Origin of the sequence: Methylobacterium sp. yr668 (genome assembly GCF_900116245.1) — a bacterium.
Classification (GTDB): domain Bacteria; phylum Pseudomonadota; class Alphaproteobacteria; order Rhizobiales; family Beijerinckiaceae; genus Methylobacterium.
This window is the reverse complement of sequence record NZ_FOZY01000037.1, coordinates 1-26,650: the sequence shown is the minus strand read 5'-3', so window position 1 is coordinate 26,650 and position 26,650 is coordinate 1. Positions and strand designations below refer to the sequence as shown.

The window sequence follows — 26,650 nt, the reverse complement described above, 5'->3', positions numbered from 1 at the left end:
ACGGACCCTTATCCGCAAACGAAAACGGCCGGCCTCGAGGCCGGCCCAGCGTCCCACTCGGAACGATCCGCCTCACTCGGCGGCGGTCATCTCGGCGGTGTAGTGGCCGCACCAGTCGCCGGTGGCGACCACCGGCCAGAGGCCCTTCGACTCGGGCGCGGGCTGGCTGACCGGCGGGTTGAAGCGGCACAGGCCGGCATCGTTCTGCGCGACGGCGCCGTTGCCCTTGTGCTCGTCGAAGAAGCGGCAGGTCTCACACTTGGCGTTGGCCATGATCGGGCTCCTGGAACTGGGTGGCAGCTGGCGGCTGCGCTCAGTTACGAATTAGAACAGATCTAATCTGACGGTCAATAGCAGGCGGGGGTGGAGGCCAGACACCGCATCCGTCTGTGGACAGGCCTGACCGTGGCTGTCCGTACTGCTCGGCCTGCCGCTAGGCTCAGGCGGATCCGCCGCTGCGACCGGGATGGTGCGCGGCCAGGGAGAACCGGGACCGCCAGGCACGTGAGCCAGCCCCTCGACAGCATCGCCACTGTCCTCGAAGGCACGGGCGACTACCGCGTGCTGCGTCGGCTGCAGCCACTGGCTGACCATCCGGACGCCCCCAACGAGCCGACCTTCATCGGCCTGGTGGTCGACGTTGAGACCACCGGCACCGACTTCAGTACGGACGAGGTGATCGAGCTCGGGATCCTGAAATTCGAGTACGGCGCCAGCGGGCGCATCTACCGGGTTCTCGACACCCTCAACCAGCTGCAAGAGCCGCAGAAGCCGATCCCGCTGGAGATCACCCGACTGACCGGCATCACCGACGCCGATGTGGCCGGGCAGCGGATCGACGATGCGGCGGTGGCGCGGATCGCAGCCGACGCTGCCGTGGTCATCGCGCACAATGCCAGCTTCGACCGGCAAATGTGCGAACCGCGCTGGCCGGTGTTCCGCGAGAAGAACTGGGGCTGCTCGTGCCACCAGATCCCGTGGCGGGCGGAGGGGCACGAGGGGCTGAAGCTCGGCTATCTGCTGGCCGATTGCGGGTTGTTCCACCGCGGCCATCGGGCGATCGACGACTGCCACGCCCTGCTGGCACTGCTCGCCCGGCCGCTGCAGGCCTCCGGCCAGTTGGCTCTGGCCGCGCTCCTGGAGACGGCGCGCAAGCCGACGGTGCGGCTATGGGCGCAGGGATCTCCGATCGAGACCAAGGAACTGCTGAAGGCGCGGCGCTACCGTTGGAGTGGCCGTCGCCGCTGCTGGTACGTCGACCTGGACGAGGATCAGATCGAGATCGAGCGGACGTTTCTGAGCGAGGCGATCTACCGCCGGCCGATCATCGACCTTCCGGCCGACCGGTTCACGGCCCGAGACCGCTACTCCGCCCGGACCAATCCCGAGCAGGGCACCTGAACAGGAAGGGCTCTGCTGGGAGGCGGTCATTCGCATATGGGCACGCTACGGAACGAGGCACGCCGCCATATTCGTAAGCGCTGTCCTCAGGCCACGGCTTTGAGGGCTGGCGTTGGCTGGTAAGCCCATGGCAGCAGATCATCGAGGTACCGCTGCGGATGGCCCTCGACGATGCGGGTGATGATGTCGGACAGGTAAGCCTGCGGCTCGACACCGACGAGCTTGCAGGTCTCGATCAACGAGGCGATCACCGCCCAGTGCTCGCCTCCGCCGTCCGAACCAGTAAACAGGGCATTCTTCCGATTCAAAGCCAGCGGCCGGATCGTGCGCTCGGCGGTGTTGGAGTCGATCTCCACGCGCCCATCATCTAGGAACAGGCTCAGCCCCGCCCAGCGGCTCAGGGCGTAGCGGATCGCCTCCGCGAGGTTGCTCTTACGGCTCAGGAGGTCGAGCTTCTCCCGCAGCCACGGCTCCAGCGCTTCGACCACCGGCCGTCTTCGCTCCTGACGGGCCGCCCGTCGCTCCTCGGCCGGACGCCCGCGTATATCGGCCTCGATCCGGTAGGAGCACGGCAATGCGGGAGAGCGTCTCCGTCGCGATCGGCGAGGCGGCAGCGAGGTCATAGAATTGCTGACGCACATGGCTCCAGCAGTAGGCCAGCCGCTCCCATTCCGCTCCGTATGTCGTCTCCACACCGTCTGTCGGAGGGTGCCGCCCAGACAGCGCTTACCCAAGAACGATTAGCAGTCACCGGTCTTTGCGAGTCGGAGCCGTGTACGGGCACAAGCGATGGAAATGAGCCCGTTAAAACGCTCAAATTCTGGACAATGTAGGCGATGTGTTGATATTCCTGCTGGCTACCGCCTTTTTCTTGTGTTGTATCGCCTTAACGACCCTCAAAGTAATCTCTATCGCGCACGCCTCTTCTTCCTCTCTCCACCGCGACATTAATCTATTGCATGTCATGTGAAATATGCTCCGGACTATGCTTTCGACGGCAACCGTCAAAGAACCTGATTGTGCAGCCGCCATGATATTAGCGCAGTGGCTCGGAATGTGTGCAAATCTTTCTTGGGAAAAAATAGATAATTGCTCAACTAGACTGGGATGCAGCTTACTTGAAATGCTGTATTCGTCGTCTGCGCGGATTTCAAGATTGATATTATCCACGGCTGACTTTGCCTGCCTCGCAATATCCGGATTGATTATTGTGTAGCTCTTCCAGTATTCCAGTACATTAAGAATATTCTCAATGGTACCAAAAAAACTCTTCAAAAGGTCAATTAAAGAAAGGCACAAAGAGAGTCTAATAAGAGCTGACCTATCATCAACCGCGCTTTGTCTAAGCAAGTTGATAGTTTTTACCGCAAACGCAGAGTCGTACTTGAATATTTCTTCGACAAATGCAATAACGGTCGCCCCCCCATACCGATGTACTTCCCTTTCATATGTCTCGATGGACCATTTACGAACAGATCCTTTAGCAACCTCCTGATCGAGATACCTGATGCACTGCTGAGATATGTCACCGCGCAAAAACACGTTTTCCTTAAGCCTTAATCTAATATGATCTCCACCATCACTGAACCTGATAAAAAACCAAACAGGCCCATCGGTTAATATACCAAACTCCGCGTCAAGAAGTAAAATCAGGGAGCAAAGAAAATTTTCAATGATGTATTGCTCACCTTCAATCCTGAAATAGCACCATTCTCCAGAAGGACTTATACGCTCTTCAGCGAAGTCGTATTTATGTGGCCTAAGAGCTGGGAGCTCCCTGGTAGGTAAATCTACCGGCGCACTGCGGTTAATAAACGGAACAACTATCTCGCGATTATATATTTGGGCTCGCGTTTTGTCGTCTGGAAGACTCGCTATACATACTTCTTCATACACTCTGATTGGCGGTGAGAAGCGTAGGATAAGCGAGCAGGCAGCAGACGCATCAAAATCCTCTTTCCAACAAAAAGTCAAATTTTCATCAGCTTCACCGACGCTTAACAATTCAGGAAGTTTGTGTTCTGCTGCAAACGCTTGAAAGAACTTGTGTCGATCTTTGTCTGGCGCTTTCTTAATATTATTGACCAGCTGCTCAGGTATAAGCCAGGAGGCGGGCGTTAACACCATATCATTTAACTGCACCCGCGGAAGATAAGAAAGGCAACCAAATCTCCTTGGCCAAGCAAATCCAACAGTGATTTGTTTATTTAAAAGTGGAAAAAGTCTATATAAATTGGAGTAGCCTGGTCTGTTCCAGGCAACAGCTGAAGATACTACCGGAATGACCCGACGGCCATCCCGGGTTTTGAGCATAACTTCGTCACCGTTGAACGAAACAAGTAGGTCTTTGAGGTTCATTATCTCAGAACCACTCGCGAAGCCATAGGCGCGATTAGAAATAATTGCATGTTTGAATAGCCGTGGAGATATGTAGACGTCTCGGTTATCTTCTGAGTCGCTATGCATAAACTCTGCAACAATGGTGCTTGAAAATCTAGCTTCGAAACTAGCTGCTTGATCAGCCGCTACTTCGAATAGGCGCGAATTACCAACTGAAAATCTACCAATCAACTCGGTTCCCGATCCAAGAAACAAATACTTTAGATAAAATTTATTACAAGGTTCTGCAGGAGGGGCTAATCCGCTATCAATAAATCCAAGAATAACACTACCAGCGGTTACACGATTGGCAAGTCTTCGTTGGCTATCATCGATGTCAATTTCCGCTAGGTCAATGTAAGTTCTTTCAGAACTAAGGCCGGCGGCATTCCAAATTTTTTCCAGCTGGACAAATAGAAATTCCTCAAACTTGAGGAACGAGCCATATTCCTCACTGTTAGAATTTTCATAGACCTCTATGGCATTGATACCTATCTCCGGATCGAAAACGATATCAGCAGGAACGGAATTGATACCAAATTTTTTTATGAAAATATCTTTCAGACGCTGATAGGCCGGATTTAGTCTTGCAGTGGCAGTTATGTAATGATGTATGTTTTTCATAAGAAAAACACGAGACTTATTCGACAATTCAGACAGGCAAGTATTTCTAAAACAATCAACATGCACTAGATTGTTCTTTTTTGCGCCATGTCCGTTGACGACTCGAGTATTCTTTTCGTGCTCTATATGAAAGAGATGTCCGGTCAACCTCTTAATGCTATTAATTCCATCCATCATACCGTTGATAGAAGAAATTTTACTATAACATAGCCGCTCGTATGCATCGCATAATGATCGGATAGTTGCATCTACCTCTACATGGCCCGGAGCCGCACTTCTATTGAGGGCCTCCTTATAAAATTCGCAAACATTATAGTCGTGCTTGCTTGGGTCGTCGAAGGGCTGCAGAAATTCTAGGTGCAATAAATATCTAAAAATTTCGCCGGCCGCGTGATTATTTTCTTCAGATCCGTTGCTCAGGACCAGAATGATATCTTCTTCTGTGAGGCTACCTTCTTGAAGACGGCTGTACAAATTTGCTAACTGCCGATCTGTCGGCAGTTCGCGCCGTTCATACCGGAATGGCGAAGCTCCTGCGATAGTATAATAATAAAATCCGAAGCCATTAAAAACTACGCTGGAGTTTAGCTTGTACTTACGGACTGGCCGTAGGTCTGGATTTCTATTGACGTAATCGATAATACTGGAGGAAATCTCGGCAGATGGAAACGCGATACACGAAATTTTGTCTTTTGGGCTAATCTCCACGCGGTCTTCTTGACCGAAATGACCGCTAGACACGCACGAAAATAGTCCGAACGGAGTGCACCGGCGCGTAGATCTTGATATGTATCTATTCAATGAAACTAGATCTTTATGTTCTATGGTCTGATCATCGACTTTTAGAGATCTGATTTTTCTATCAAGTCGCTGCCAAAATTCCGGAGCGGCGAGGTAAAGAGCAGAAATAAAAGTCTCATTGAATTGGAAATTCTGCGATCCAAACGCAGAGGAGTCGTTTGCATTAGTATATTTCATCCTCCAATGGGAGATGACAGTAAAAACATCTATCGAACCGAACGGCAGCATGGGGGATCTTACAACAAAAGAGTCGCCTAAACTCAAAGTCATAACATCTCTCGACATTGACTGGCTTCTAAACGAGCTGCTACAGATAAATTCCGAGTTCTCTTGAATAATAAGTCGATATAGCATCGGTGTATTGTGGGGAGAGAAAGATTTATCGGTCAAACTCTCCCCTGATAAATCAGCTTTCTGTACAACTTCCGCATGAAGTTATGCGGCCTGTAACTGCGCAGCACGCGCTTTCACTATAGGGATCTCTCCTTCTATTCCCGCTAATTCTGCTAAAAGATTCTTCATCCGCAATTCTGAATTCCATCGTTCTCTGATTTAGAAAACTTGCTGCCTCCTGTCTTTTGAGGTTCTCCAAAAGATTGGAGAGCACACTCGGGGCAGGATGAGAGGAACGCGATGAGGAGATAGTTTGCATTTATTCTATTCCTTATCTAGCGAGGCTTCTCCGATGCTGGCGGTTCGCAATGTGATGCCAGCCGACGTATAGGATTCTTAGCTCGTGCCGGTTGTCAACCTCTGATTGATCGAATATGTATCGATCCTTCAAGGTTCGGCGCTGGCGTAAGGGCGCTGAAGATGCGAGGTCGTGTGTGCTCGCGATGCGCTGACGCGATGTATGCTGTGCATACACGCACAGATATGCTTGCTTTTAGAAGATAATACTTATTATTTACTTATTATATCGGAAAAAATCTTGCCATCTCGCTGTTATTACGTCAGCTTCTACGGCATAAATCTGTCTGAGGTCTATTTTGCAAGGTTTCTATGAACTTGGATTGCGGTAGGAATTCAGTTCCTGATGGATCATAGGTTGTCATCATGCCTTTAGCTTCACGTCGGTCATCGGATTAGTATGTCGTCGCGTTTTTCTTTTGTCTGAGGTGGGGCCAGCCGGTTTCGTTACAAGATTTGAAGCGATTGCGTGCGATGCGCTCGAACAACTATCGAATAGCACTACGTTCAGAGCTAAAAAGGCAACACGGATGTCCGCCGGTCGCTGACAAAAGGCGAACAGATGATGGAACTGGGCGAACCAAGCCAATATTTGCTTAGTAGCTTGACTGTGCGATCCAAGTCATTGCCATGGGTGGGCAGATCGTCGATGCGACCGTGGTGGCTGCACCTAAGCAGCGCAACACCGAGGCGGACAAGGCGGACCTGAAGGCCGACCGTGTGCCCGTTGCTTGGCGGGCCCAACCAACGAGGCCTTCCCTAGAGGATCGGGATGCGTGCTGGATGCTCAAATGGTCGAAGGCCAAGCCAACCAAGGATGGCGCGAAGTGGGTCGACATCGCGGTGCCAGCTTTCGGCCACAAGAACCACGTCGGTATCGATCGACGCCACGGGCTGATTCGCCCCTGTATGGACACCGATGCGGCCTGCCACTGTGGGGCACAACTGATCGATCTCCTGTCGAAGGCCAACATTGCCAGCACCGTCTGGGTGGATACGGCCTACCGCTCAGAGGCCAACGAGGCGCACCTCGCAGCCGATGGCTTCCGCTCCCGCGTCTATCGCAAGAACCCGTCGAGCAAGCCGATGGCGAGGAACGTCGCTCACGCCAACGGCGGAAAGTCGAAGGCCCGCGCTGCCGTAGAGCACGTCTTCGTCCGGCAGAAGGGGCCGATGGCGCTCGTGGTGCTCACGATCGGCTTGGCGCGAGCCCTGATGAAGATCGGGCTAGCAAACCTCGCGTCCAACATGAACTGGGCAGTCTGGCTCACCAGCTCACAGACGAGGGCAGCCTGAGGATCGGGGCTGAGGATCTCAACCCGGCTCGCGCCGGCGATAAGGGCGCCCCAGATCCGCAAAATAATCATAGTACCTTTCCGAGAGCTGCCATCAAATCGGTATCTGAAGTTTTCTAGTTTTCTGCAGTCCTATGTCAGATCCTATTCGAGTAAGCAGAGAACACACACGTAGTATACTGATTTAACAGCGACGGGACGTGGCCAAATCGCCTTGGTGACGCCAGGAGGATTTTCATGCGGAGTACAAATCTAATAAATCTTGCTCAAGAAATCCAAAATAAGTTGTCAGATAATATTGGCCCGGACTATATGGAGTTTGGCGGCAGCTTGATCGGTAAATTACTCCTTAATGAAGAATTGAATTATATAAATGGCGTCAATAGCACTTCGAATAGCTCGTTTAACGACCTGATTGATCTTGTTGTAAATTCGAATTTCTCCGAAGATCTAAGGTTTTGGTATGGCCCGGCAGGTACGTACTGGGGTCTAACGTGTATAACATTGAATACCATGCATTCTTTGACCCTATCCAAGAGAATAAAAGAACTTGACGAGCTAATATTATCCAGGCTAAATACTATTGATATGCCGGGTCTGGTGGACGGCATCGCGGGACTACTGATATATGCCATCAAAAGAAATCAAATCCTAAATAATGATATCCTTTCGGCCGCATTGATCGAAAGAGCCATCGAGATTTTTCGATCTGCCCAAATGTCTAATTGCATAAGAAACCCACCTAAAAAAAATATAGATAGCCGAGTTAGACATGATCTAGGCGTAGATCTTGGGCTGGCCCATGGATATCCAGCTTTGATTGCTATTTTTGCAGACTGTCTTTCAAAATATCCGCAAAACGATAAATTGAGAGAAGCGCTTCAGGAGTCATTGGTTTGGTTGAAGAGTCACGAGTTGCCGCAAAGCAATATTTCGCGGTATCCATTTTTTCAAAACGAAATAATTTCATCAAGATTAGGATGGTGCTACGGGGACTTGTCTGTTGCTATTGCCTTCTGCAAAGGGGGCCGCATATTGGATGATAAAATTTCTCTGTCCTGGGGCCGTAAATTATTCGATGATATTGTATTTTGTGGGGAACAAAGAATTCGAAATAATGAACATTGTTTGTGTCATGGGTATTCCGGAGTAATGAGAGCAATAAAATTTGCTGAAGAAGTATTGACTGATTTTTCTTCGTCAGGTAGCTATGCTTTGCTATGCACTAAAACTACAGATGCCTGTCGGAAGTTTCTAGATGGCCACATATCGGTGTCGGAAGATAATTTGCTTGAGGGGTATTCGGGGACCGCTCTAGGTTTGCTAAACACAGTGGCGGTCAGTCGTACCGGTTGGCATAAAGCATTCGCCATGTAGGATAACTTCGCTTTTCCAATGCTATAAAAAAGGGGCCGGTTGGACAGGGGGCGTATGTGTTGGACGTTGTTGTGGGTCAGAGTTCCGAGGCGATCTAGCGTTACAGGACGCCTTAGGCGGGTACGCGCCAGGGCTTGGATGTCGAGGTCAACGATGTCCGCGACCTTTGCTGCGAAAGCGGATCGTTCGAGTGTTTGAAGCTGTGCATCCGATGCGGCTGAAGGCGACGGGCAACCTGCATGCGCTGGACAGACTGCAGCGAAATCCCGACGGTTTCTGCCGGGGCGCGGCGGTTCCAATGGGGCAGCTCACTGCGCAGCTTGGAGCAGGTCAGGACCATCACCTGGACGGCGATGTCGGTGGAGCGGCGCCGCTTACCGGTGGACGAGTCTTGTCGCGCTGGCCGTCTATGCCTTCTTTGATAGTGCAAATGGCAGCGCCAGATGGCTGACTGACGCCTGCCTGTTGCGCGACGGCCGAGACGGAGAGGTGTTTGGCCAGAGCAGGATGATGTTGGCGCACAGGAGGTGACTATGGGGGGCGCCCGATCAATTACGATGGCGCACTGCCGTGCGAGACGCGCGCAGCAGCCTGAGGCATGCCCCAGGCTCCCACAGATCACATCTCCTCTGACTCTTCGAAATGGAGGAGCGTACTAGCGTGTTTTTCTAGTGGAACCGAGATCAGACCGTCAAGCAAGCGGCCCATCGCTGATCTATGAAAGCTGCATGGTATTTGTACGGCTCTTCCTAGTATTGCGCTGAGCCGCCTGAGGATGAGCGGCTCTTGCAAAAACGGCTTAGATATAAGAGCTTCTCTCAATGGCGAACGGCCATCCATATGAAAGTTGGAATTCATAAAAATGCCGTTTAATAAAGCTTTTAGTTCTTTAAGCGGCGCAGGCGACAAGTTTCGCCTTGTAAGTCGCATTGTACTGTCCTTTCTTAGACTCAACTTCAGGCTTTCCGCCGTAATCGTTGCGGCCCGAATGTTTCGAGTGATGCAGCCGACTCTGACTTTGTTGGTAGCGAAGTTGATAATCGATACAATTTCGCACGAAAAAAATGTGACGACTATAGGAATATCATTCTCGCAGTGGATTGAAACAGACCCAGCACTAAAATTAGTCGGATTGATATTCCTGGAGTTCTTACTTGTTGTTTCCGGGAACGTTGCCGCAAGATTGACAACCTTTGTCGAGGCATCTTTGTTCGAGGTGCATAATTTCAAGCTTGCGACTGATATTATTAGACATGTCAGTTCAATTAGTCTTGAGAATTTAGAGAATAGTAAAACACAAGATCTTGTTCAGAGAGCCAATACCTCAACTATAATCAGCCAACAACTCGTGACCAATATAATAAATCAAATTCAGGGTCTCGCTACTATTGTACTATTGTCCGCATCGCTGTTTTATTTATCAAGCTGGTTCATATTCCTCATCGCTATATCATTTATCCCGTCGATAGTAACTGAGTCTTACTTTAATCGTATTCAGTATGAAGCCGCGGTGCATCTTACGCCAGATAGGAGGTTGCTTAGTTATCTACAACAGGTAGGTACAGCATTGCTTTCCGCAAAGGAAGTAAAAATCTTTCGACTGGGTCCCCATCTCGTTAATATTTATAACACTGTTTCAGGAAAGATCTCAAGGACAAATCGTGTTATCGCCAAGCGGAGGGCCGCGGTAAGCAGTGCAGCAAGTATAATCGGGTCGCTGGCTTACTATCTTTCATACTGCTCTATCGTTTGGCAAACCTTGAGTGGGCGACTGTCTATTGGTGATTTAGTGTTCTTTTCTGGTGTGTTGCTCCAACTGAACGCCATAGTTGAGGGGGTTGTGCTTTCATTTACACAAATTGCTTCGCAAAGTAACTACATGCGGGATTTTTATTCGTTGATAGATAGCAGCTCGAGTATTCCTGCCTTGGCGCGTTCTAGCAGGAAGATCGCGAAATTCGAAGATGAGATAGTATTTAAGGATGTGGGATTTAGATATACTGGCGGAGCCAAATGGGTATTCAGAAATTTAAATTTCACTATCCGCAAAGGTGAAATGCTGGCGTTTGTCGGGGAGAATGGGGCTGGTAAGAGCACGGTAATAAAACTCCTTGCGCGGCTCTATATGCCAACAGAAGGCACTATCACTATAGATGGGGTAGATATAGCCGATATAGATTTGTTCGATTATTATTCTTTGATTAGTGTCGTGCTTCAGGATTTCGTTAAGTACAATATGACCGCGAGAGAAAACATTTCAATTTCTTCAACCGAACGATCTGGTTCGCTATCTGAAATAATTGCCGCGGCGGAAAAAAGCTTAGCCGACAGCATAATTACTTCTCTTCCAGGTAAATATGATCAAATGCTAGGTATGAATTTTGCAAAGAGCGTTGATTTATCTGGGGGACAATGGCAGAAGGTAGCAGGTGCACGAGCTTTCTTCAAAAATTCAGAAATTCTTATTATGGATGAGCCAACTGCTGCTTTGGATACAGAGGCTGGAATTGCTCTTATGAGGAGTGTTGAAAAAATGAAGCGCGATACAACTGTCGTCATCGTTTGCCACAATCTTTCGTTGGCAAGAAACGCTGACAGGATAATAGTCTTTGAGCAAGGTGAGATCAGTGAAAATGGATCCCATGAGGAGTTATTAAGATCTGGAGGTCAATACGCTCGAATTTTCAATCTACAAGCCGCGGGTTTCGAATAAGGCGACAAGCTTATAACTTAAACAAAATACCGTTTGAGGCTCTTCATGCCTATTGCAATACAGATCTAAGTTTGAAGCAGTGAGATTGTACGATTTTATGCCCCGCGGTTTTCTTGCGTTCTTCAATATCCCTTGTGTTTATGCCGCCGTAAAGAGCGTTCTTAACTATGTTTTTGCTGCTCGTGGTATTATGCAAGTAAGGTCTGGCTTGATTTTAGCCGTAAATCATCGGAATGGAAAGGTAATATTCGATGTCGTCAGAGATCAAAGGAAGTTCCAAGTGGCAATTATTGATCGCTATCGCTCTGCTTATGGCATCAATGATTATATTTTCTTATTCAATAAAGGATAATATTGATAGATGTGGAGAAAAAAAGGACCGTTCTGCTGACTTGATGCGCTGCTGACGCATCGAAATATCTATTTCGGCTGTTATACGCGTTCGGCAATCACAATGATGGGACAAGCGACGTATGAACCGTGGCGCTCTCCCTTCCAGAGACATCTGTCCCATCAGCCTTTATATCGTTAAAACGATCGTTTTCCCGACTCTGACGGAGAGCCCCCGCCAAGCCGTCTGAAACGGCCCCGTTTTTGTCGGAGAAACGTGTCGGTCTTTCTATTGCCGGAGAAACGCTCTTTTGGCACTGTCCCGACATGCTTGTCGGATATGCCCGTGTCTCCACCCAGGATCAGAACCTCGACCTCCAGCGCGACGCCCTGACCCGCGCCGGCTGCGAGCGCCTGTTCGAGGAGAAGAAGTCCGGCAAGGCGGGCACCAAGCGCCCCGCCTTCGAGGCGGCGCTGGCGTTCCTGCGCCCCGAGGACGTGCTCGTGGTCTGGAAGCTCGACCGCCTCGGCCGCTCCCTCGTCGAGATGATGCGCACCATCGACGGCCTGCGGGTGAAGGAGGTCCACTTCCGCTCGCTCACCGAGCAGTTCGACAGCGCCACCGCACACGGCCGCTTCGCCCTGCAGATGCACGGCGCCATGGCCGAGTACTTCCTCGACCTCAACCGCGAACGCACCATGGAAGGCCTGAAGGCTGCGCTTGCTCGGGGTCGCAAGGGTGGCCGGCCAAAGAAGCTCAGCGAAGCCGACCTGGAGGCGGCGCGGGCCATGCTCGCAGCCGGCACGATCAGCGTGGCCGAGATCGCCAAGCGTATGGGCGTCAACCGCGACACCTTCTACAGCTACTTCCCCCGTGCCCGCGCCAACAGCATCGCGGTCAAGCCGTGAACCCGCGCATGACACGTGTGGCTCCGGCGTTCTGCCGGTCCCGGCCCAATGGATGTAACGGCAGACCGCGTATCCCGCTACGTACCTCCGCTGGCCTCGCGGGGCTGTCGCTCACCGTCCGGTCCGAGATCATCGAAACCTCATGACGATCAGCCACTCTCAGCTCGCTGACGCCCTACTCACGGCCACGCACATCGCCGAGCGGAACCTGATCGCGGCATTTATCGCCGATGCGGTGACTGAGCCCGCGCCCAACCCATTTCCAAACACCAGCGTCGGCGCCGTGCGACAGATCTGGCGGCAGCGCGCCGCGGAGTTCCAGTCGTTTGACGTTCAAGTGGCGGGGCTCGCCTGTCTCCTCGCGGCCTTGTCGGACATGAGCGTGAGCGAGCCGTTGGTACAGAAGATCCTACGTGCCGGGCCTTACACGGCAAACGTGTTCCACCAGGGTGCCCACTGCCAGATCGTAGGCGCCGTTCTCTACGGCAAGCCTGGGCATGCGCTGCCGGATGCACCGGCCATGCCGCTTGCGCACCATGGTCCCAGGCGACGCGTCCGAACCGCCGTGGGCCAGCTCGACCTATTCATGTGAGCGGTACAGCCATGGCTGGGGTGTGCAGCTTTCAGTCGTGGGTGTGCACATGTGCTACCTCGGCGCCCTAATTGCCGCAGAGCCGGCGCCTGTATCACTCCGAAACAGTTTTTTCGATCAAAGTAGCAGCCTAGAACCGACACATCCAGAAGATGAATTACCTTTGATGCATTCGAAACCGTAAGTTCGCCAACCGAACGGTGACTTGAATCGTTCCAATCGACGGTTTAGGAGGGGACTAAATCACAGGCGGATCAATAGATGGCCGACCATGACGACCTCTTCGAGCAGGTAGCAAAGACCCTCGAGGTTACACCCGATGAACTCCGCGCCTTTAACACCGTCGGACCAGCTCGTCTTTCCGCAATTCGGGAGTCCGTTGAGCTCATGAACGCCTTTCATCAGCTTGAAGATAAAGAGTCCCGACAGCGATGCTTGAGCTTCGTGAAAGCCGAGGCCGTACGGTGCAAGAAGTAGCCGGTCTGTGAACGGGATAATCGGCCATCACCCGGGCGGTGAGACTGAGAGGAAGCCACCATGGCTGACAGGATCCGCGAGCACATCATCGACGTCCTCACGAACAGCGACGACCCCAAGCGCATCAGCGAGGCGATCTGGGACATCATTGTCCACAAGCTCGACCACAAGTCGATCATGGCAGAGCTCCCGCCCGACCGGTCCAAGCGGGCAATGGAACAGGCCATGCCGCTGCTCCAGCGATACTACAACGACGACGAACTCTGACGGGAGGACATTGACTCTCTAGAGCTATTTCCGGTCAGGTAGCGACGGCCAAGTCGCTCTCGTATCCGGCTGCGGCAAGGGAGTTGCGGCATTCCTGCGGAGTGAAGCGCGTGAATGCCTGGCGTATGGCTTCCCAGAGATCCGGGATCGTGCGGGCGGCCGCACTCCGAAGCAGTGCCTTCAACTTTGCGAACGCTTGCTCGATCGGGTTGAAATCAGGCTGTAGGACGGAAGGTGGAGCAGCGGCGCTCCTGTGGCCTCGATCGCGTCGTGCACGCCGGCGACCTTGTGGGCTGGCAGGTTGTCCATGACGACGATCTCGCCCGACTGCAGCACCGGGATCCCGCAACTCGATCCGGTCACCGCGCACGAGCGCGGCGGACATGGTGTCGAGGATCGTGGCGATGATCGCCTCGACGTCCTGGACGTAGAGGTGGGGGTTCTTGGCCGCGATGCAGGCCACGAACTCGGATCGGATCATCTCCCACCCGATGCCGCCGCTTCCACCGAAGGCCAACCGCGTGTCTGAAGCCAAAGCGATCGAGTGCCCTTCGCTCAGACAGGCGCCTCGGCAGCCGATCAGGTTGGGTAACGGCGGCTCCTCTAACCCTCTTGGGGCTCCTTGGCCTTCCGCAGCCGGCCCGCGCGCTTCGGCTTCTCCGCCGTAGCTTCTGGAGAGGCTGCGCGCAGCGAAGCTGCCCTCCCACGCCGCTGCCCCAGGCCGATGCTCTTGGCCATCGCTGAGCGGGCCTCGGAGTAGCTGGCTGCCACCAAAGGGTAGTCCCGCGGCAGGCCCCACTTCGCCCGGTACGTCTCCGGATCCATCCCCAGCCCCGTGAGATGGCGCCTCAGCGTCTTGTACGGCTTGCCATCCTCGAAGCTGATAAGCGCATCGGGCCGTATCGACTTTCGGATCTGGGCGGCCGTCGGCTTTTCGGGGCGGGGCGCCACCGCCACACCCGTGTTGCCGAGCCCGGTAACCGCCGCGTGCACGCTGGCGATCAGGGTTGCCAGCTCGGTGGCAGGCACGGGGTTGTTCGACACGTACGCCGCGACGAGATCCGCCGTCAGCTCGGTATAGTCGATGGCCTTGTCCTCGATCGTTCCCGTATTATGGTCCACGCCGCACCTATTTTTGTATGCAGGCGCAATAATCTATCAGCCCGGACAAATTCTCAAGGGCATTTTTATTCAACACTGCGCGGTGACGATGCCAATTCGGGTGACCTCGGCTTTTGCGATCAAGGGAGCCGGGCCGCGTCAGTCACACATGATCTCGCAGAGGAGACTCACCTTCGTCCCGGGCTAATCTCCGGCTTACCCGGTGAGACGGAGCGTCGAGCCTTCGCTGATGATCAGACGCCGTCCTTGATGCTCGTTATGAGAAGCCAAGCCAGCGGCCTTGCTGTCGAGTAAGTCCGCGCCTAGCGCATTACCCCTGCAAGCATCCTCAGATGCGACCCCGACCACGTATCAACGACAGAGATCAACAGTTCGTTAACTATGTCGGTCCAAGGCTGACCGCTCGGTTACAGATCCCTGTAGCGACGTCGCACGGGGCGAGCATGCCGACGACCAACGAGCAGACCTGTGAAGTCAAGGTGGATGGCGCGTGGCGCCTCGCTAGCCTCGCGGAAGTACGCCGTCTGTACACGATGACACAGAAGCGTTGCCCAGCTTGTCATGGTCAGATGATGGTCGCTGGGAGCTACATCGGTTCCAGCCGACAGAAGCTGCAGCATCGTCGGTCCCATACGGGATGCCCGCTCAAAGCAGACACGTACACCGGAACGTCATCGCCACATCCCCAGGCGATCGCCTGACGGCTGACTCGAACTGGCTCTGATCTATTCGCGGTACGCCTCCGATCGCCCCCTCGGCTGTGGATCGGCGTGTCTCTCGTGCCGATCGACAGACTGAACGAGCGAGGGAGGGAATAGCCTTACGTCCCTCCCAGGCACACATGCCTGCTAGGCCTTCGATGACCCTGCCCCCCGGGCGGTGGCTTGGTGGCCGTGGCCGAGCTGCAAGCTCGTGGCGATCGCAGATCGCCTCTCCGAGTACTCAGGTGCCACCATCGGATAGTCGCGCGGAAGGCCCCACTTCGCCCGGTATGTCTCCGGTGTCAGCCCGCAGGCTGTCAGATGCCGCTTGAGCGTCTTGTAGCCCTTGCCGTCCTCGAAGCTGATCAGCGCCTCATGCGTGATCGACCTACGGATCTCGGCCTGCGTGATGTCTTGATCCGCCGAACCGACTGGCCCGTCAACAACGCCGAGGCCGATAAGAGCATCGGCCGCACTCGCGATCAGCGCCGGCAAGTCCGAGGCCGGCACGTTGTTGCGTCTGACGTAGGCACTCACGAGCGTGGCCGTCATCCGTCTATAGTCGGCCGGCGAACCCGCGTCGGCAATCCTGCTTTGGTCCATGGTGCCCCCACCAGTACTGGAATGGAGGGCTAATATCACACTTTGGTTGTGCGCAATCTTGATATTTGAAGATTGTATACAGATGTGGCCTTGATGGTACAGATTTATACTTAGGGTAGGCCGATCATTGGATCGAAGCTACCAAAGGTAGTGATGGGCGTGTCGCAAACCCGGATGCGAGCTGCGGAAGTGCACCTACCGTCCCGCTTTCATGCTTTGTTCGCGACGGAAAGCCCGAAGCAGTCGGCCAACAGCTGGTTCTGCTCGCGCACGGTCCACGCGCCGGCAAAGCCAAAGCCCTTACGCAGCCACAGCATCGCCTCAAAGCCGCAGATCGTGCGCCGAGCCGTCTGAAACGAGCGGAAGCCGCCCACCCGCGGCATCGCTCGCTTGACCCGGAAGTGGTCGCTTTCGATGCCCTGCTGCAGGTGCTTGGTCACGTAGTGGACCGGCGTGCGGGGTAGCAGGCCCTCGTCTCGGCTCTCCGCTATCGCCGGCGGGTATGGGCCAGCGCCATCCGTGCCGATCCGATCTGGGGCGAGCAGCGGTTGATCCTGGAGCATCTTACGGAAGAACCGCTTGGCGGCGCCGAAATCCCGGTTGGCGGTCAGTAGGAAGTCGACCGCCTCGCCGTACTTGTCGATGGCGCGGTACAGGTAGTGCCACTGGCCGCGCACCTTGATGTAGGTCTCGTCGATCCGGACCGAGCCGCAGTGGGGCCGGCGGAACTGCCGCAGCCGCTTCTCGATCAGGGGCGCATAGGCGAGCACCCAGCGGTTGATCGTGGAGTGGTCCACCTCCAGGCCGCGTTCCAAGAATAGCTCCTCGATGTCACGGTAGCTGAGCGGGTAGCGCAGGTACCAGGAGACCGCCTGAACGATCAGGGTCGCCTCGAAGTGTCGACCGCGGAAATCGGCTCTGGCACGATGCCTGAGCTTGGCGGCGATGGCGGACAGGATCATGGGCCGGCTCCAGGGTGGAGCGGCAAGCTCGGCGGGTATGGCTAACGACCTGTGAACGAGGGGCCGTCCGGGTTTGCAACAAGCCCGTCAATCGGCTGGGTACGCGGTCACCAGTCGAGCTTCGGTCTCGCCGCGTGGGACAATCCATACCGTTATGATGCAGGGATTGCGACCGTCCGGGGTCTGGACGTGGCATCGCACGATGTACTTCATCCCCCATTGATCCGTCGGCGTATCGATCACTGGGTTTCGATCGGCGTGTGCGATGAGCGCTACGGCCATCACGTCCGACTGATCAAGCGAGAAGCCAAAGCTCCGGAAAAAGACGGACTTGGGGCCCCCAATCGGGTGGTCGGGTTTGAGAAGGTAGCCTGTGATCTTAGCCGGTGGGACTGTGCGCGGCGGAACTGGCGTAGTCACCCGGCCACGATCGCCCGCGCTACGCCAGCGGCCGGAACCGTCACGACAGCGTGGGTCGGCTTGGCAAACTCCACCTCATACGCTGCGCCACCACCGTGAACGAAGACGATCGCGCCAAGGGAGCCTGCCGGCATGTGACGGCCGTCGCCGAGATCGAGCGACCGCTTGAGCCGGACCATGCTGTGCTCCGGTAAAGCCTTCGATCCCGTCCCAACACCCTTCACAACGCGACGCTTTGTGGGCGTGGTCTTGAACTGCAATCTCGCGGCCATCGTGCCTCCACCTTGTCATAGATGGGCATAGACAGGCTTGCTGCGCAACCGGCTACGCCTTCGCGCGTGCCCGAAACTCATTGGAGAAGTCGAGCATGGCAGAGAAATGCTTTCAGCAGAGTGACTTGGAAGCTATCGCTGCGGCTTTGGGTGACACCGGGGATGGGCTCACAGGCTCCGATATCGGTTTCCTACTCCGGACTTGCCGAATGGGTGATCCAACCCCTGCGTTGTCAAAGCGGTATAGGCTCTACAACGCGTTCGCAGAACATCAGAACCGAGCGCAGAACCGTCGAGCGATCCTACAATTTATCCGCCAAGCTATGCGGCCAACGCGGTTCGCCCGTATCCCCAATGCTTATGAACCGCTGCGAGCCAATCTGAATAAGGCACTGGCCTTCATGGGCCTCTTCGTCAACGAGGAAGGCGAATTGGGCCCATCGGAGAGAGTGCACACGCTGACAGAGGCCCAGCGTCGTGCGCAGGATCTCCGGGCCGATCTCGTCGGCCGAGGCGTGCATCCGGATGTACTCGCCTTTTGCAAGGCGGAACTCCTGGCCGACAACTACTTCCACGCAGTATTGGAGGCTACGAAGAGCGTGGCCGATAAGCTCCGCGCCCGAACCGGTTTGACAGGTGACGGTGCCCTACTCGTGGACCAAGCATTGGGCTCCAATCCACCTATGTTAGCTATCAATTCCCTCAGTACCGAGAGCGAACGGGGCGAACAACGCGGCTTCACCAACCTTGTGAGAGGGGTTTTCGGCATGTTCCGCAACGTGACCGCACACGAGGCGCGAGTGCGCTGGTCTATGCAAAAGGCTGATGCGGAAGATCTTCTAACCCTTGTGTCGCTGATCCATCGCCGACTAGATAGCAGTCACATGCCGCCTCGGGTTTGACATAAGCCGTACACTCAGGCTGAACGCAGCCTATTGGGAAGCCCCATGGGGGCTCGGTGAACCTTCAATGGAACCTGCGGTCGCGTGCCTCGTTACCGACTCCCCGTTTTGGGGTGTGTTGATTGATTGAGGCATTGCGAATGGGACAGGCGAAGCGCGAGATGATGGACCATGAAGAGACGGTCCAAGGGGTCATCATCAAGCTGATGGAGGCCGGAGCGGCGGAAGAGTGCGAGGGCCACGGCTACCCGATAAATAGGGGCGATGATGAGGCCGTGGAGCAGGTCAAGATTGACCTTGCCAAGGAATATGGCAAGGATGAAGCCGATGAGCTAGTAGATGAGGCAGTCAGCCAACTCTACGACGAGTGTCCCGGCTGCGCTCAGAATGCGAAAGACGACTGATCGCACGTGAAATGAGGGAGGCGGGTGTTAGACCGCCTCTCTACACAATCGCTCAGCAGCTTGCTTAGCCGCCATCTCTGATGTCAGACCTTTCAGTCGTCAGACGCAGGCAGGCTCGACAGCGTAATCCTTGCGTGATCCGTGTAGGTCTTAGGACCCGGCGTGAAGAGGAGTGGCGGCAGCCCCTCGTGTGCCTTCTCCAACAGCGCAGATCTAGAAGGATCAGGCGTCACGTTCAGCCCTTCGATGTAGGCTAGCAGAGCTGCAACCTGACCGTTCAGCCGGTTCACCTCATGCGCCAGACGCCCGATTGCCTTCTGCGGGTCACTCGAAAGCGTCTCCTGCGGCAGCTTCTCTTCGTCCATGATCTTCCTCCGAGAGACGGCGAAGCTAACACGCAACGCGTTCGTGGGCGCATGTAGAACAGGACGGGAACGCGGCTAGAGGCATTCCGTTATCGCTGCAACCTGCGGTGAGCAGGCAGAGCGGGAGGAACGATGAATGCGGATCGGTTTGGGGTGTGCCGGCTGACAGGAACGCGTGGCAAGTTCGCCAAATCGCACCTTATCCCGCGAGCCTTCACGAAGCCGACAGAGCCAGGAGCGCCCCTCATTCAGACAGGCGGGGGGATGCCACCCACTGACCTGACCGGCTGGCTTTGGACCGGGCTGATTGAGAGGATCAGCCAGGACCGGAGGAGTCGGACATGCGGCGAGGTCAGAAGACGAGCGCGGAGCAGGTCGTGCTAAAGCTGCGCCAGATCGAGGTGCAGACGGCACAGGGCAAGAACTTGGCGCTGGCGTGCAAGGAGGCTGAGATCTCCGAGCAGAGCTACTACCGCTGGCGCAAGGAGTACGGCGGTCTCCAGGTCGACCAGGCCAGGAAGATGAAGGACCTGGAGCGCGAGAACGCGCGGCTACGCCGGCTCGTGACAGACCTGTCGCTGGAAAAGCAGGTGCTGGCGGACGTCGCCTCGGGAAACTTGTAGCCCCCGAGCGACGCCGGCAGGCGGTCGATGGCATCCGGGAGAAGTACGGCCTCTCGGAACGTCACGCCTGCCGGATCGTCGGTCAGCACCGCGGCACGCAACGCTACGTGCCGACCGTGCTGGCGGACGAGGATGCACTGACCCGCGCCATCATCGCCCTGGCGTCCGAGTACGGGCGCTATGGCTACCGACGCGTCACGGCTCTGCTGCAGGCAGACGGCTGGCGGGTGGGCAAGGATCGGGTTCAGCGGATCTGGCGTCGTGAGGGGCTCAAGGTCCCACAGAAGCACCGGCCGCGCAGCCGGCTTTGGCTGAACGATGGATCCTGCGTGCGGCTGCGCCCGCTCCATCGCAACCACGTCTGGAGCTTCGACTTCGTGCAGGGGCAGATTCACGACGGCCGGAGCCTGCGCATCCTGACGCTGAGCTATGCGGGAGATTGGGTGACGACGGTGTGTTGAAGGCGGCGTATCGAGGCGGGTGTCGAGCCTGCCAGAACCTCTCAGTGAGAGCGATACGCCATGGAGACACCTACCAACCTCGTCCGACTTCGTCATCCCGAAGACCTCGACGATCCCCTGACCGAGGTGCTGCGTAGCGGCGCTCGCCGCCTGCTCGCCCAAGCTGTCGAGATGGAGGCGGACGCCTTCTTGAGCGCGATGCAGGACCTGCGACTGCAGGATGGACGGGCCCGGCTGGTGCGGCACGGTCACGGGCCGGAGCGGGCGATCCAAACCGGCATCGGCCCGGTGCCGGTCGCACGGGTCCGTGTGCGGGATCGCGGCGCGAGCGGGTCTGAGGACCGGGTCCGGTTCACCTCGACCATCCTGCCGAAGTGGGCGCGGCGCACCCGCAGCCTGGATGCGCTGCTGCCGGTGCTGTACCTACGCGGTGTCTCGACCGGTGACTTCCAGGACGCGCTGGCAGCCCTCTTGGGTCGTGACGCCCCGAACCTCTCGCCGGCCGTCATCGCCCGGCTGACCGCGGCCTGGGCGGACGAGTATGCCCGCTGGCAGGGCCGCGATCTCTCCGCACGCCGCTATGCCTACGTCTGGGCCGACGGCGTCTACCTGCAGGCCCGGATGGAGGAGCAGGCCGAGTGCATGCTCGTGCTGATTGGGGCGACGCCCGAGGGTCGCAAGGAGCTCGTCGGCTTCCAGGTGGGCGTGCGCGAGAGTGCCCAGAGCTGGCGCGAGCTGCTCGTCGACGTGAAGCGGCGCGGGCTGTCGATCGCGCCCGAGATCGCGGTGGGCGACGGCGCTCTCGGCTTCTGGCGGGCGCTGGACGAGGTCTTCCCCGGCACCGCTCACCAGCGGTGTTGGGTTCACAAGGCGGCTAACGTCCTCGACAAGGTGCCGAAGTCCATCCAGCCGGCGATGAAGGCGGACTTGCGCGAGATCCACGGCGCGCCGACCCGGGCGGCAGCCGAGGTGGCGCTGACCGTCTTCGTCGAGAAATACGGGGCCAAGTATCCCCGCGCCGCTGCCTGCTTGACCAAGGATCGGGAGGCGCTGCTGACGTTCTACGACTTCCCGGCCGAGCACTGGGATCACCTGCGCAGCTCGAACCCGATCGAGAGCGTGTTCGCTACGGTGCGGCATCGGACCGTGCGGACCAAAGGGGCGCTCTCGGCCACGACCGCCAAGCTGATGGTGTTCAAGCTGGTGATGGCGGCGTCGAAAACCTGGCGCCGGCTGAAGGGCGAAAACCAGTTGCCGAAGGTCGTGGCCGGCGTCATCTTCCGCGACGGGACCGAGGTCGTCGCGAGCCCAGATCACCGCGCCGCCTGACCGTCGCCGTCACCTAAAATCCTGCATAGCTCGACTCGTTTTGCTTGATCTCTTAACCGGGGCTCAAGCCTTGCCATGCGCTGATTGGCCATGGCGTTCGCCCACAATGCCCCGCCTCCACCAGCTTGGCGCTTCGTTTCCTGGCTGACCACCTCGCCACTGCAGATTCCTCCGGACGTACTCAGGGTCTTGCGGAGGCGCCTTGTCGTGGGGACTGCCCCCCTTTGCGTGGCTGCCGTCGTCGGTGCCGCGCTGGCTAGTCTCGCCGTCCTGCGTGTTCCCACGCTGATGATGCTCTCTTGGCTGTGCGCCGACCTGGCACTCACCTTCGTGCGCCTCATCAGCATGTTGGTGATGAGGCGCGCCCTTCGCGGCCCGGCTCAACCATCAGACGGCGGGTTCCCGCTTACGGACCTTTACGTACTCAGCTCCATGCTGTGGTGCGCCCAGATCGGCTGCGGGGTTGGCTTATGTATGGCCTCGGCCGATCCGGTGCTGGTGCCGTTCGCCTGCCTTGCGACAACGGGATTTGTGGGAGGTCTAGCAGCCCGCAATCCTGGTGCACCGCGGATGACCGTGGTCCAGATGATCAGCGTGGTTGTGCCTTTCACGATCGGCGCGGTACTGAGCGGCCAACCCTGGCTCCTGGCCCTCTGCGGGCTGGCGCCGCTCTACCTGGTGGCTGTCGCGGCCGTGAACCGGCGCTTGCACACCGACTATGTAGCGCTGCTGCGTGCCGAGCTGGCGCTGCGCCATCAAGCCTTTCACTGCGGGCTCACCGGGCTGCCCAACCGCACCTTCCTCAATCAAGCCCTGGGATCCGCACTCGAGGGTACGGAGGGTGAGGAAGAGCATGCGGTCACACTGCTCTACCTTGACCTGGACGGCTTCAAGAGCGTGAACGACACCTACGGCCACGCTGCTGGCGACCTCCTTTTGCAGCTGGTGGCGCGCCGGCTGAAGGACGTGGTCATGGCCACCGACATTGTTGCCCGTATTGGCGGCGACGAGTTTGCCGTACTGTTGTCAGGGCCCCGAGCTGCATCCGCTGAGGTGATAGCCAGCATGATCATCTCGGCTGTGGGGCTGCCCTATGACCTCAGCCAAGGCACGTTGGTCCGGATCGGGGTGAGCGTCGGGATTGCAGAACGGGATCTAGATGCCTCCGACAGCCAGGCGCTCCTCGCTAGCGCGGATCGCGCCCTGTATGCCGCCAAAAAGCAGGGCAAGGGTACCTTTTATCGCGCGCCCCCCGCCAGGAAGGATGGCGACCGCATATCGAAGCACATCAGCGCATAAACTTGTTGAATGCTGAGCATAAACACGACCAACTGGACGGCTTGGTTGCTGCTGTAGCGGCATTTCCGGGCATAGCCTAATGCGGCTACTCCGCTTCGAAGGAATGGTGTCGAAAAGGCGGACGGTACCCTATCGACCCTACGCGGTCCTGCCGCGATACGGATTGCTTTCCCGCTAGCAGACACTTCACTGGCCTTATGCGGATCAATCGAGCCGATCTGGCCGACCTCGGGACCTTTCTCGCCATCGCGCGCCACCGCAGCTTCCGGCGGGCGGGTCTGGAGCTTGGCGTCAGCGCCTCCGCCTTGAGCCATGCGCTCAAGGCAATGGAGGCGCGCCACGGCGTCCGCTTTATCAACCGCACCAGCCGCAGCGTCACACTCACGGCGGCAGGGGAAGATCTGCTCGCTTCGCTGGAGGCTCCGTTCGCGGCGATCAGCTCCGCGCTCGACGTGCTCAACCAGCACCGGGAGCCGACCGAGGCCATAGGGCGAATCCGGCTCAACGTGCTGGAGCACGCGAGCACGCTGCTGCTCGCCCCCGTGCTGCCGCTCTTCCACGAGCGTCATCCGAAGATCGAGGTCGACGTCCGGGTGTCCAACGACCTGCTCGACGTCGTGGAGACCGGAGCCGATGCCGGCATCCGCTACGGGGGCTCGGTCCCTCAGGACATGGTCGCTCAGCGTCTGTCGGCCGACCTGCGCTGGGTCGTGGTCGGCGCGCCGGCCTATTTCGACCGGCATGGGACGCCGGATCATCCGCGCGACCTCGCAGCCCACCGCTGCCTGCGCATTCGGCTCGGCGACGAGAGCCTCTACCGCTGGGAATTCGAGAGGGCAGACGAGGCCATCGCGCTCGACGTCCCCGGGGCGGTAACGATCGACAACACGCAATTCGGCTTGGCGCTCGCGGTGGCCGGCGGCGGTCTGGCCTACCTGCCCGAGCCGTGCGTCGCGCCTTCGGTCGAGCGCGGCGAACTCCGCGTCGCGCTGGCTGATTGGGCTCCGATGGGGCCCGGCTTTCATGTCTATTTCCCCGGACGACGCCAACTGCCGACCGGATTGCGGTTCCTCATCGATCTGATCCGTGAGGTCAGGCCGCTCAAATTGTAACGGCCGCGCTCCGGCATTGAGCGGGGCTCATCGTTCCGATGAGGATCAAGCGGCTGATCGTCAGCCCACGCAATGTCTACGTCCGGCCCATCAAGGTCAGTCAAGAGATCGAGACATGCATCGCTTCACCGGAAAAGTCGCTTTCATCACGGGCGCGGCCAGCGGTATCGGCCGCGCCGCCGCGCTCGCCTTCGCGCGGGAAGGCGCGCGGGTTGCGATCACCGACCGGACTGAGGCTGCGCTCGATCAGCTTCGCGCCGAGATCGAAGCGGCGAGGGGCGAGGTGCTCGCTATCCGGTGCGACGTGTCGGTGCCGGAGGATGTCGAGGTGGCGGTTGCCAAAACCGCCGAGCGGTTCGGCCGCATCGACTGCGCCTTCAACAATGCCGGCGTTGAGAACAAGGCCGCTCCCGTCCACGAGATCACCCTCGACGAGTGGGACCGCATCCTCGACATCAACCTGCGCGGCACATTCGTGTGCATGAAGCACGAGATCGCGCAGATGCTGCGCCAGAGCGGCGGCGTGGTGGTCAACACCTCGTCCGGCGCTGGCATCAGGGGCGTGGCGGGCGGCGCGAGCTACGCCGCCTCCAAGCACGCCCTCATCGGCCTCACCAAGTCGGCCGCCCTCGACTATGCGAAGGCGAACATCCGGGTGAATGCCGTCCTGCCCGGAAACATCGAGACGCCAATGATGGACCGCTTCACCGGCGGCGACATCCAGAAGGCGATCGACCTTGAGCCGGTCGGGCGGCTCGGCAAGCCCGAGGAGATCGCCGAAGCCGTCTTGTGGATGTGTTCGGACCTCGGTGCGTTCGTCACAGGCGCATCAATCTCGGTCGACGGCGGCTGGTCACTCTGACGCGCGGTTCTTAAACCGACAGAGGATGGATCCCATGGAAATCAAGCGCAGCGGAAGTCAGCCTTCGGGCGCAGGGCCCTCCGAGTGGTTCTCCGGCACGGTGCGGATTGATCCGCTTCACAGCGCGCCCGATCCTGCCCGCGTCGCGATGGCCAGCGTGACATTCGAGCCAGGCGCGCGGACGGCGTGGCACACGCACCCGCTTGGCCAGACGCTAATCGTCACGTTCGGACGCGGATGGATTCAGCGCGAGGGCGGTCCGATCGAGGAAATCGCGCCGGGCGACGTCGTCTGGTTCGAGCCGAACGAGAAGCATTGGCACGGTGCCACTGCGAACACGGCGATGACGCACATCGCAATCCAAGAGCGTCTCGACGACAAGACCGTGACCTGGATGGAGCAGGTCACCGAACGGGAGTATTCCGGGTCCTGAATTTGGGCTGCAAGGTCCTTTTCCAGCGATACGGCGCCAAGAGCGGTCCGGCGGGTTTCCTGAAGAGTTTCGGTCGCCGCGAGGCGTACGAAAGTCTTGGATGAACGAACCCGCGGGATGGCGGGCGGGCCTATGGGGATTTGGGCTGGGCGTCGCCCCCAGCGGCGGAGCGACGGCGGGCAAACCTCGCCAGTGGCGTGCTTGGAAGTCCCCGGATTGGCAAGGCCTCAGCGCTTGGCGAAGCGAACCGGGGTTCGGCGATCGCGGGGGCACGGTTCATCCTGAGGTTCGGCACAGGGTGAGGCATGCCCCGAGGCGCGGTTCCTCGGGTGGTTGGCGGCGTCAGGTCATGCCGGGTCATGGCGAACCTGCCCGGTGCGACGTGGAGCGGAACGGCGGCCCACGGGGCTGATGCCAGCCCGCGAAGGACCCGACGATCGTCATGGGACCGCCGCAGCAGGGGCAAGGTGGCCGGGCCTGACCGGGGCTGTCTTGCGGATCGGGTGCGTCGGCGCTGGGCCGCGGCGGGGCCGGGACGCCGAGGACCGCGCGGATGCGGTCCAGGCCTGCCGTCCGGTTCGAGCCCGTGAGAAAGCCGTAGTGCCGGATGCGGTGGAAGCCGCGCGGCAGGACATGGAGCAGGAAGCGTCGGATGAACTCCGCGGCCGACAGGGTCATGACCCGCGGCCGCCCGGCCTCGTCGCGCCGGTAGTCCTTGACGCGGAAGCTGACGCTCGCCCCGTCGAAGGCGAGGATGCGGCGGCTGGAGATGGCGACGCGGTGGGTGTAGCGCGCCAGATAGGCGAGCACGGCCTTCGGTCCGGCAAAGGGCGGCTTGGCGTAGACCACCCAGCGCTTCCGGCGCACCGGGGCGAGCGCGCGGGCGAAGGCCCTGGGATCCGAGAGTGGGGCCAGGGGGCCGAAG

At 57.7% G+C, this 26,650-nt stretch carries 22 protein-coding genes and 5 pseudogenes; 15 read left to right on the top strand and 12 right to left on the bottom strand.

Translation table 11 applies throughout. The features are described 5' to 3' along the window. Positions 1–72 precede the first annotated feature (72 nt). Entirely contained in the window at positions 73–273 is a 201-nt protein-coding gene (locus BM419_RS27590) for a hypothetical protein (RefSeq protein ID WP_091928315.1), read from the bottom strand. A 231-nt stretch (positions 274–504) separates the two neighbouring features. Between BM419_RS27590 and BM419_RS27585 the strand changes: the two genes are divergently transcribed. Beyond that, positions 505–1,401, top strand: coding sequence for a 3'-5' exonuclease (locus BM419_RS27585; protein WP_091928314.1), 897 nt, complete (start codon positions 505–507; stop codon positions 1,399–1,401). Positions 1,402–1,487: 86 nt separating this feature from the next. Here the strand turns inward: BM419_RS27585 and BM419_RS27580 are convergent. Then, positions 1,488–2,064, bottom strand: a pseudogene (locus tag BM419_RS27580) (IS66 family transposase); the annotation flags it as partial. A 150-nt stretch (positions 2,065–2,214) separates the two neighbouring features. Further along, on the bottom strand, positions 2,215–5,433 hold the full coding sequence (locus BM419_RS27575) for a lantibiotic dehydratase (RefSeq protein ID WP_175556387.1): 3,219 nt from the start codon (positions 5,431–5,433) through the stop codon (positions 2,215–2,217). 1,036 nt (positions 5,434–6,469) lie between these two features. On the opposite strand from BM419_RS27575, the pseudogene BM419_RS27570 reads away from it, so the two are divergent. From BM419_RS27570 to BM419_RS27545, 6 genes and pseudogenes are all read left to right on the top strand, one after another. Next, positions 6,470–7,191 (top strand): annotated as a pseudogene (locus tag BM419_RS27570) (transposase); the annotation flags it as partial. Between the two features lie 236 nt (positions 7,192–7,427). Then, positions 7,428–8,567 (top strand): lanthionine synthetase LanC family protein, encoded by a 1,140-nt coding sequence (locus tag BM419_RS27565; protein ID WP_091928329.1) that lies wholly within the window; start codon positions 7,428–7,430, stop codon positions 8,565–8,567. A gap of 862 nt (positions 8,568–9,429) precedes the next feature. After that, positions 9,430–11,280 carry an ABC transporter ATP-binding protein gene (locus BM419_RS32115; protein WP_091928328.1) on the top strand — a complete coding sequence of 617 codons (1,851 nt, stop codon included), beginning with the start codon at positions 9,430–9,432 and terminating at the stop codon, positions 11,278–11,280. A gap of 657 nt (positions 11,281–11,937) precedes the next feature. Next, positions 11,938–12,519: a recombinase family protein gene (locus tag BM419_RS27555; RefSeq protein WP_091928313.1), complete on the top strand. Its 582-nt coding sequence runs from the start codon at positions 11,938–11,940 to the stop codon at positions 12,517–12,519. A 142-nt stretch (positions 12,520–12,661) separates the two neighbouring features. Continuing rightward, positions 12,662–13,111 carry a hypothetical protein gene (locus BM419_RS27550; RefSeq protein ID WP_091928312.1) on the top strand — a complete coding sequence of 150 codons (450 nt, stop codon included), beginning with the start codon at positions 12,662–12,664 and terminating at the stop codon, positions 13,109–13,111. Positions 13,112–13,648: 537 nt separating this feature from the next. Further along, positions 13,649–13,855, top strand: a complete 207-nt coding sequence (locus tag BM419_RS27545) for a hypothetical protein (RefSeq protein WP_091928311.1) — start codon at positions 13,649–13,651, stop codon at positions 13,853–13,855. Between the two features lie 34 nt (positions 13,856–13,889). On the opposite strand, the pseudogene BM419_RS27540 reads toward BM419_RS27545, so the two are convergent. From BM419_RS27540 to BM419_RS27505, 7 genes and pseudogenes are all read right to left on the bottom strand, one after another. After that, positions 13,890–14,197: pseudogene (locus tag BM419_RS27540) on the bottom strand (transposase); the annotation flags it as partial. A gap of 43 nt (positions 14,198–14,240) precedes the next feature. After that, positions 14,241–14,336, bottom strand: a pseudogene (locus BM419_RS27535) (integration host factor subunit beta); the annotation flags it as partial. 122 nt (positions 14,337–14,458) lie between these two features. Continuing rightward, positions 14,459–14,977 (bottom strand): Ros/MucR family transcriptional regulator, encoded by a 519-nt coding sequence (locus BM419_RS27530; RefSeq protein ID WP_091928310.1) that lies wholly within the window; start codon positions 14,975–14,977, stop codon positions 14,459–14,461. 848 nt (positions 14,978–15,825) lie between these two features. Continuing rightward, positions 15,826–16,230, bottom strand: a complete 405-nt coding sequence (locus BM419_RS27520) for a Ros/MucR family transcriptional regulator (protein ID WP_244540889.1) — start codon at positions 16,228–16,230, stop codon at positions 15,826–15,828. 260 nt (positions 16,231–16,490) lie between these two features. Further along, positions 16,491–17,243: an IS6 family transposase gene (locus tag BM419_RS27515; protein WP_091928307.1), complete on the bottom strand. Its 753-nt coding sequence runs from the start codon at positions 17,241–17,243 to the stop codon at positions 16,491–16,493. Positions 17,244–17,330: 87 nt separating this feature from the next. Further along, positions 17,331–17,663 carry a DUF6883 domain-containing protein gene (locus BM419_RS33400; RefSeq protein ID WP_091928306.1) on the bottom strand — a complete coding sequence of 111 codons (333 nt, stop codon included), beginning with the start codon at positions 17,661–17,663 and terminating at the stop codon, positions 17,331–17,333. Continuing rightward, positions 17,660–17,842, bottom strand: a complete 183-nt coding sequence (locus tag BM419_RS27505; RefSeq protein ID WP_091928305.1) for a hypothetical protein — start codon at positions 17,840–17,842, stop codon at positions 17,660–17,662. Before BM419_RS27505 ends, BM419_RS33400 begins: the two co-directional genes overlap by 4 nt. Before the next feature lie 302 nt (positions 17,843–18,144). Here BM419_RS27505 and BM419_RS27500 point away from each other — a divergent pair, with 302 nt between their 5' ends. Beyond that, the gene (locus BM419_RS27500) at positions 18,145–18,837 is read left to right on the top strand and encodes a TIGR02391 family protein (RefSeq protein WP_348273205.1); all 693 of its coding nucleotides are present in this window, start codon (positions 18,145–18,147) and stop codon (positions 18,835–18,837) included. A gap of 140 nt (positions 18,838–18,977) precedes the next feature. Then, positions 18,978–19,241, top strand: a complete 264-nt coding sequence (locus tag BM419_RS27495; RefSeq protein WP_091928304.1) for a hypothetical protein — start codon at positions 18,978–18,980, stop codon at positions 19,239–19,241. A 92-nt stretch (positions 19,242–19,333) separates the two neighbouring features. On the opposite strand, the gene BM419_RS32110 is transcribed toward BM419_RS27495, so the two are convergent. Further along, on the bottom strand, positions 19,334–19,606 hold the full coding sequence (locus tag BM419_RS32110; protein WP_139257140.1) for a hypothetical protein: 273 nt from the start codon (positions 19,604–19,606) through the stop codon (positions 19,334–19,336). A gap of 341 nt (positions 19,607–19,947) precedes the next feature. On the opposite strand from BM419_RS32110, the pseudogene BM419_RS27490 reads away from it, so the two are divergent. The 6 genes and pseudogenes from BM419_RS27490 to BM419_RS27465 form a co-directional block, all read left to right on the top strand. Further along, positions 19,948–20,654, top strand: a pseudogene (locus BM419_RS27490) (IS3 family transposase); the annotation flags it as partial. A gap of 96 nt (positions 20,655–20,750) precedes the next feature. Continuing rightward, positions 20,751–22,019, top strand: a complete 1,269-nt coding sequence (locus BM419_RS27485) for an IS256 family transposase (protein WP_091928303.1) — start codon at positions 20,751–20,753, stop codon at positions 22,017–22,019. Between the two features lie 228 nt (positions 22,020–22,247). After that, positions 22,248–23,318 (top strand): GGDEF domain-containing protein, encoded by a 1,071-nt coding sequence (locus BM419_RS27480; protein WP_157862082.1) that lies wholly within the window; start codon positions 22,248–22,250, stop codon positions 23,316–23,318. Positions 23,319–23,515: 197 nt separating this feature from the next. Further along, positions 23,516–24,430 carry a LysR substrate-binding domain-containing protein gene (locus BM419_RS27475; protein WP_056532286.1) on the top strand — a complete coding sequence of 305 codons (915 nt, stop codon included), beginning with the start codon at positions 23,516–23,518 and terminating at the stop codon, positions 24,428–24,430. 115 nt (positions 24,431–24,545) lie between these two features. After that, complete coding sequence (locus BM419_RS27470; protein WP_056532288.1) at positions 24,546–25,292, top strand: SDR family NAD(P)-dependent oxidoreductase; 747 nt, start codon at positions 24,546–24,548, stop codon at positions 25,290–25,292. Positions 25,293–25,326: 34 nt separating this feature from the next. After that, positions 25,327–25,725 (top strand): (R)-mandelonitrile lyase, encoded by a 399-nt coding sequence (locus tag BM419_RS27465; RefSeq protein WP_056532290.1) that lies wholly within the window; start codon positions 25,327–25,329, stop codon positions 25,723–25,725. 357 nt (positions 25,726–26,082) lie between these two features. Here the strand turns inward: BM419_RS27465 and BM419_RS27460 are convergent. Then, positions 26,083–26,650: IS91 family transposase (locus tag BM419_RS27460; protein ID WP_175556386.1), on the bottom strand; the 568-nt coding region annotated here is incomplete at its 5' end.